Raw genomic sequence first — 6648 nt, forward strand, 5'->3', positions numbered from 1 at the left:
AAAAAAATATGCACCCGGCGGGGGGGTTTTTTTGCGCTGGCGGGGGGGGGGGGGCGGGCGGGGGCCCCCCGGGGGGGGGGGGGGGGTTGGGCCCCCCCCCCCCCGCCGCCCCCTTTTTTGTGTCCTGTGCGCATTTCCCGTATCCACTGGAGGGTTCGGCATGACGACGTACGACCTGATCGACGAGGCGGTGATCGACGCCCCGGCGGATGCCGTGTGGGACGCGCTCGTCGCGGAGTTCCGCGGTGCCCGCAAGTGGTGGGTGCCGGCCAACACGTTCACCGCGGTCTCCGGCGCGCCCGACGAGGTCGGTGGCACGGTGGGCGTGACGGTGCACACCAAGGGCGTCGACAGCGGCGGGCTGAAGCTGCGTTTCACGGCGCGGACGGTGGCGGTGGAGCCGGGCCGGCGCCTGGACATCGAGTACGTGGACGGGGTCTTCCGGGGGCCCAGCACGTTCCGGCTGGAGCCGTTGGCGGACGGCCGGACGCGTATCTCCATGCACTTCACGGGCAGTCCGCACGGCTGGCTGAAGGTGCTGGCCAAGGTCGCGGACCTGGGTGCGGAGCACTCCAGGGGCACGCTGGCCGCGTTCGAGTCCCTGGACCGGCAGCTGTCGGCGGTGGCGCGGTGAGCACGGCGGCACGGGTCTCGCGGGAACTGACGGTCCGCACCGACGACGGGGCTGCCCTGGGGGTGAGCGTGCTGGCCCCGCTGGCGGGCACGCCGGCGGCGGCCGACGTGGTCCTGGTGCACGGCTGGGCGCACACCCGGCGGGTGTGGGGCACCGTCGCGGACCGGCTGATCCGGGCCGGCCACCGGGTGGTCTCCTACGACCAGCGCGGTCACGGCGCGTCCACGCTGGGCCGTACGCCGGTCTCGGTGGAGCGGCTGAGTGCGGACCTGGCGGCGGTCCTGGGTGAGACGGATGCGCGGGAGGCGGTGGTCGTGGGGCACTCGGGCGGCGGGTTCGCGGCCCTCGCGTACGCGGCGGCCTCGCCGTCGGCGGGCCGGCTGCGCGGGCTGGTGCTGCTGGGGACGGCGGCGCACGGCCAGGACACCCCGGACAGCGAGGTGAAGATGATGGGCAGCGCCGTGTTCTCGGGGGCGCTGCGCCGGCCGTGGCTGGGGCGCAGGCTGCTCGCCTCGACGATGGGCAGGCAGGTGGATCCGGTGGTGCGGGAGGTGAACCGGCAGCTGTTCGCGGCGGCGGTCCCCCGGGTGCGGGCGGAGTTCTTCGGCTGCACCCGCGGCTGGGACGTCCGTGAGGCCCTGAAGTCGGTCACGGTCCCGGCGGTGGTCCTGCACGGCGAGGCCGACAGGGTGATCGACGTCGCGCTGGCGCAGACCCTCGCGGAGGTCCTTCCCGGTGCGCGTTTCGAACGGGTCCCGGACGCGGGGCACATGCTGCCGCTGGAACGCCCGCTCCTTGCGGTCTCCGCGGTGTCGGAGCTCGCCTCGCGATGATCGAGGAACTCCTGCCCCCGGGCGTCACGTCTTCGGAAGCCTTCGACGACGCGGCGCCCGCTCCTCTTTTCCCGGCCGAGGCGGCCCTGATGGAGGGCCGCCGGGAGCGGCGGCGCCGTCAGTTCGCGACCGCCCGCGCGTGTGCCCGCCGCTGTCTGGCCGAGCTGGGCCGGCGTCCGGTTGCCCTGCTGCCGGGGCCGGGCGGGGCCCCGCAGTGGCCGTCCGGGGTGGTCGGCAGCATCACGCACTGCGAGGGGTACCGGGCGGCGGTGGCCGCTCCGGCCGGGGTGGTGGCGGCGCTGGGTATCGATGCGGAGCCGGCGGGCCCGCTGCCGCCGGGGGTTTTGGGGCTGGTCACCTCGGCCGCCGAGCGTGCGCAGCTGGCCGCGCTGGCCGCCGCCGACGGGTCGCTGCCCTGGGAGCGGATCCTGTTCTCGGCGAAGGAGGCGGTGTACAAGGCCTGGTATCCGGCGACCGGGGTGTGGCTGGGTTTCCGTGACGCGGTCCTGGTCCTGTCCCCCTCGGGCACGTTCACGGCGACGTTGTGCCCGCCGGGGCCGGTGGCGGTGGATCCGGTGTACGAGGGCCGATGGCTGGCGGGGCGGGGGCTGGTGGTGACGGCGGTGGCGCGCGGGGGTGCTGTTTAGGGGGTGTCGAGTACGACGGTGCGGGGCGGCTGTGCGGCCTGTGGTGCGGTGGTGTGGGCGGCGCCGGTGCGGAATTCCTGGGGGCTGATGCCGCGGACGCGTTTGAAGGCGGCGGACAGCGCGAAGGCGGAGCTGTAGCCGACGCGGCGGGCGACCGTGGTGACGGTGGCGTCCGGTTCGCGCAGCAGGTCGGCGGCGAGTGCCAGGCGCCAGCCGGTCAGGTAGGCCACGGGGGGCTCGCCGACGACGTCGGTGAAGCGGCGGGCCAGGGAGGCCCGTGAGACGCCGACCTTGAGGGCGAGTTCGGCGACGGTCCAGCCGTGGAAGGGGTTCTCGTGGAGCAGGCGCAGGGCGGGGCCGGCCACGGGGTCGCTCTGGGCGCGGTACCAGGCGGGGGCGCCGCTGGCGGGGGCGGCGAGCCAGGTGCGCAGGACGCCGATGAGCAGGAGGTCCAGGAGGCGGTCCAGGACGATTTCCTGGCCCGGTTCGTCCTTGGAGATCTCCGAGGTCAGGAGGGTGACCAGGGTGTTGTCGGCGGCTTCGGCCGGGCGGACCAGGAGGGTGGGCAGGGCGCCCAGCAGCCGGCGGCCGATCTCGCTCGGTGCCTGGTAGGTGCCGCTGAGCATGACGGAGGAGCCGGCGTCCTGGAAGGCGGCGCCCCAGGTGCGCACGCCGAGCGCCATGGTGTCGGTGACGTCCTCGCCGTCCTGTGTGCTGCACCGCTGTTCGGGGCCGACGGTGATCTGGACGGGTGTGCCGGGGGCGTCGGCGACGGTGTACGGGTCGGGGCCGCGTACGACGGCGACGTCTCCGGGGCGGATCAGGACCGGGGTGGCGTGGTCGGGGAGCAGCCAGGCGTTGCCGTGGACCATCGTGACGACGGAGAGGGGGGCGAGGTCTTCGACGCGCAGTGACCAGGGCGGGTTGAAGACGGACTTGAGGAGGAAGGCTCCGCGGGCTTTGGGGCCTTCGAGCAGACCGGTCAGGGTGTCCATGGCTTCATCCTCTCTCGGGCGGCGCGGCGAAGCGCCCGCTCTCCCGCGGGGGACGGAAAGAGAGCGGGCGCCGTTCGCGGGGTGGGGGGCCGGTGCCGTGCGGTGCGCGGCGGCGTCCGGGGCTGTGGTCTACGCGGCCGGGGTGCGGCCGTGGAGGGTCAGGGCGCGGCCCAGGGCGGCGAGGGCGGCGGTGCAGGCCACGGTGCGGACGATGTTGCCGGAGGTCCAGCGGCCGCCGAAGTGGCGGCGGGCGGCGGCGGCGTCGGTGCCGGCGCGTGCGAGCTGGTTGTTGAGGGGGATGTTGACGATTGCGGTGACGGCGAGCGAGAGGCCGTAGAGGGCGAAGGCGAGCCAGCCCCAGCGGGCGGCGTCGGGGCGGCCGCCGCGCTGCTGCTGGGCGGCGGCCAGGCCGGTGGCGAGGAACGCGCCGAGGAAGAGCAGGCCGAACAGGCCGTTGTCGATGGCGTCGTTGATGTTGCGCATGGCGGTGACGTAGGTGTGGTCGTCGCCGCGGCCGAGGCCCGGCATCACGGAGATGTCGAAGGCGAAGTAGAGGCCGGCCATCAGGCCGGTGCCCACCGTGGCGGCCACCAGGGTCACCGATTGTGTGGTCGTGCCGGTCACTTCTGGATTCCCTTCAGGGTGCGGGTGTAGCGGCGGTGCAGGAGGGTGGAGCCGATCAGGCGGACCGGTGGCGGGATGGTCGCGGCGACGTGGGCGACGGAGCGGCTGGGGGCGCCGTCGAACATCCAGGGCTGGAGGTGGGTCATGACGCGCAGGGGTGCGCTGGCGACGACTTTGCGTTCCTCGGCGAGGTAGGCGCGCTCGCCGAGGCGTTCGAAGACGGGGAAGACGATGCGTTCCTCGTCGCGGAGGTGGTCGCGCAGGACGCCTTCGAAGGTCTGGGCGGCGCGGACCAGGCCGTCGCCGCGGTGGGCGATGGCGGTGGCGACGGCGTGCATCGCGGCGTCGAGTTCCTCGTGGTCGTCGTGGAGTTCGCGTGCCTGGGCGTCGAAGTCGGTGTCGTGGCGGCGCAGTCCGGGCCACAGGACGTCGTCCTCGCTGGTGTGGTGCCATTCGATGGTCTCGCGCAGCTGCTGCCACCAGGGGGTTCCGGCGCCGTTCCATGCCGGGGCGGCGGTGCGCAGGCGGGCTGCGTCGCGTCGCATGGCGATGTGCATCAGGGCGAATCCGTGGAAGTACGGGGGGAGGGTGTCGAGTCCGTGTTCGCTGGAGTACGTCCGGGGCGTGGGCATGGGAACCTCCTGTGCCCCGAGTACCGGGCGGCGGCCGTACCAGAGTCGCCGCCCGGTCAAGGAGCGAAAGGGATGGAGCGGGTGGTGAGCCGTTGGTGGCGGGTCAGACGTTCCAGACTCCGGTGGCCGCGGCCTCGCGGGCGAAGTCGGCGAAGTCCTTGGGCTTGCGGCCCAGGGCTTCCTCGACGCCGTGGACGAGGTGGGCGTTGCGGCCGTCGAGGATCATGGTGAAGAGGTCGGCGAACTCCTCGGGGAGGTCGTTCTCGCGCAGGACGGCGCGGTATTCCTCGTTGGTGACGGAGATGTACTTGATGTCGCGGCCGGTGGCCTTGGTCAGTTCGGCGGCGACGTCGCTGTAGCTGAGCAGGCGCGGGCCGGACAGTTCGTAGGTCTTGCCGATGTGCTTGTCGTCGGTCAGTGCGGCGACGACGACGTCGGCGATGTCGTCGGCGTCGACGAAGGCTTCGACGGCGTCGCCGGTCGGCAGGGCGATCTCGCCGGCCAGGACGGGCTCGAGGAAGAAGCTCTCGTTGAAGTTCTGGTTGAACCAGCTGGAGCGGACGATGGTCCAGTCGGCGCCGGAGGCCTTGAGGTTGTTCTCGCTGACCTCGGCGGCCTCTTCGCCGCGGCCGGACAGGAGCACCAGGCGGCGGGCGCCGTGGGCGACGGCGACCTTGGAGAATTCGGCGACCTGTTCGGCGGCGCCGGGGAAGGCGAGGTCGGGGTAGTAGGTGACGTAAACGCGGTCGACGCCTTCGAGGGCGGGCACCCAGGTGGCGGGCTCGTGCCAGTCGAAGGCGGGTGTTCCGCTGCGGGAGCCGATGCGGACCTGGCGGCCCTGGGCGGTGAGCTTCTCGGCGACGCGTCGGCCGGTCTTGCCGTGACCGCCGATAACGAGGGTGATCTGCGTGTTCTGAGTCATGAGTACAGTCAAGTCCAGTCTCGCGAGACGGGCCATAGCCGCAAAGCTCAGTTCCATATGCGTGCGTCTACGGGTGGTGGCCCGGGGCGCGACGGTGAGCCGGCGGCTTCGGCATGAGCCCGGGAATCGTAGGCATGGCTGCGGGGGGCGGGCCAGGGCGTCCCGAGTGGTTGTGGACGGGGTGTGGAGCCGTCCTCGAGCGGGTCTCGAGTCGTGCCGTGCCGGGCCGGGGGCGGGGGTGTGCGGCGGGACTTGAGCGGTTCTCGTGCCGTGGCGGGCAGCATTCGCCGTGTTGATTCGACCCGCTGCTGGGAGGCCGCATGAACGCCGCTGGGGATCATCCGGAGCTCGACCGGTTGTCCGCCGATCTGGCCGGCCTGCTCGGGCGGGTCGGGCTCGGCCCGTCCGGCGGGCGGCCGGTGCGCCGGGACCGCCTCGACGTCCGTTTCGCGGCCTCGGCCGCCCGTCATCCGGGGCGTGTCGCCGCCGTGGACGCGCAGGCGCAGGCGACGTATCTGGAGCTGGAGTGGCTGGCGGACGAGATCGCGCGGCGGCTGTCGGGGCGTGCGGGTCCGGGTTCGGCCGTGGCAGTGCGGGCCGGGCGTTCGTGCCTGGCGGCGGGCGCCGTGGTCGGTGTGCTGCGGGCGGGGGCGGCGGTGCTGCCGCTGGAGTCCGGGCACAGTGCGGGTCTGCAGGAGTTCTTGATGCGTGATGCGGGTGTGTGGGTGGTCGTCTCGGACTGCGGGCTGCTGGGCGGTGAGGTCCCGGTGGCCAAGACGGGCCGGTTCGTCATCGCGGTGCGGCCGCCGGTGGCGGTGCGCCGCGAGGTGCCGCCGGGGACGGCGTTCATGGCGCTGCCGGCGGGCGGTGGTCCGGGGCGGGCGGCGGCGGTGCGGGCGGTGGCGCACGCGGATGTGCTGTCGTGGGTGGACGGTTGTGTTCCGGTGCTGGGGCCGGGTCTGGACGACGTGTGGACGTACTTCCATTCCCTGAGTCTGGATCTGGGCATGCGGGAGATGTGGGGTCCGCTGCTGTCGGGCGGCCGTGCGGTGGTGGTGGACGGGGAGACGGCGTGCGATGCGCGGGCGTTCGCCCGGCTGCTGGCGCGGGAGGGGGTGACGGTGGTGACGCTGCTGCCGTCGGTGTTCGCGCGGCTGGGTGCGGCGGCGGGCGGGACGGTGCTGCCGGCGCTGCGGCACGTGCTGCTGTCGGACGAGCCGGTGGACGCGGCGGTGCTGGACGGCTGGCGGTCGGCCCGGATCGCCCCGCAGGCGCTGGCCTGGGAGGTGTCGGGGTCGCCGTCGGTGCTGTGAGGTGCGGCCCGCGGCGCATACGGGCAGGGGCCCCGGACGGTCGTCCGT

Annotated in this window: 8 protein-coding genes; 4 read left to right on the forward strand and 4 right to left on the reverse strand. The window is 73.5% G+C overall.

What is annotated here, in order from left to right; genetic code table 11:
- The first annotated feature begins 160 nt into the window (after positions 1-160).
- Genes ACWGE1_RS39125 through ACWGE1_RS39135 form a run of 3 tightly spaced genes read left to right on the forward strand, consistent with a single transcriptional unit; the run spans position 161 to position 2114 of the window.
- Complete coding sequence (locus ACWGE1_RS39125) at positions 161-634, forward strand: SRPBCC family protein (RefSeq protein WP_453425237.1); 474 nt, start codon at positions 161-163, stop codon at positions 632-634.
- The gene (locus tag ACWGE1_RS39130) at positions 631-1467 is read left to right on the forward strand and encodes an alpha/beta fold hydrolase (RefSeq protein WP_453425238.1); all 837 of its coding nucleotides are present in this window, start codon (positions 631-633) and stop codon (positions 1465-1467) included. The genes ACWGE1_RS39125 and ACWGE1_RS39130 overlap by 4 nt, the downstream gene beginning before the upstream one ends.
- The gene (locus tag ACWGE1_RS39135; protein WP_453425239.1) at positions 1464-2114 is read left to right on the forward strand and encodes a 4'-phosphopantetheinyl transferase family protein; all 651 of its coding nucleotides are present in this window, start codon (positions 1464-1466) and stop codon (positions 2112-2114) included. Before ACWGE1_RS39130 ends, ACWGE1_RS39135 begins: the two co-directional genes overlap by 4 nt.
- On the opposite strand, the gene ACWGE1_RS39140 is transcribed toward ACWGE1_RS39135, so the two are convergent.
- From ACWGE1_RS39140 to ACWGE1_RS39155, 4 genes are all read right to left on the reverse strand, one after another.
- Positions 2111-3109 carry an AraC family transcriptional regulator gene (locus ACWGE1_RS39140; RefSeq protein WP_453425240.1) on the reverse strand — a complete coding sequence of 333 codons (999 nt, stop codon included), beginning with the start codon at positions 3107-3109 and terminating at the stop codon, positions 2111-2113. The genes ACWGE1_RS39135 and ACWGE1_RS39140 overlap by 4 nt on opposite strands.
- Positions 3110-3238: 129 nt before the next feature.
- Complete coding sequence (locus ACWGE1_RS39145) at positions 3239-3733, reverse strand: anthrone oxygenase family protein (protein ID WP_453425241.1); 495 nt, start codon at positions 3731-3733, stop codon at positions 3239-3241.
- Positions 3730-4365: a hemerythrin domain-containing protein gene (locus ACWGE1_RS39150; protein ID WP_453425242.1), complete on the reverse strand. Its 636-nt coding sequence runs from the start codon at positions 4363-4365 to the stop codon at positions 3730-3732. The genes ACWGE1_RS39145 and ACWGE1_RS39150 overlap by 4 nt, the downstream gene beginning before the upstream one ends.
- Before the next feature lie 103 nt (positions 4366-4468).
- Entirely contained in the window at positions 4469-5287 is an 819-nt protein-coding gene (locus ACWGE1_RS39155; protein WP_453425243.1) for an NmrA family NAD(P)-binding protein, read from the reverse strand.
- Between the two features lie 320 nt (positions 5288-5607).
- Between ACWGE1_RS39155 and ACWGE1_RS39160 the strand changes: the two genes are divergently transcribed.
- A complete protein-coding gene (locus ACWGE1_RS39160) occupies positions 5608-6600 on the forward strand; it encodes an AMP-binding protein (protein WP_453425244.1) in 993 nt (330 codons plus the stop codon).
- The last annotated feature ends 48 nt before the right edge of the window (positions 6601-6648 follow it).

This window comes from Streptomyces sp. NPDC054932 (genome assembly GCF_053610205.1).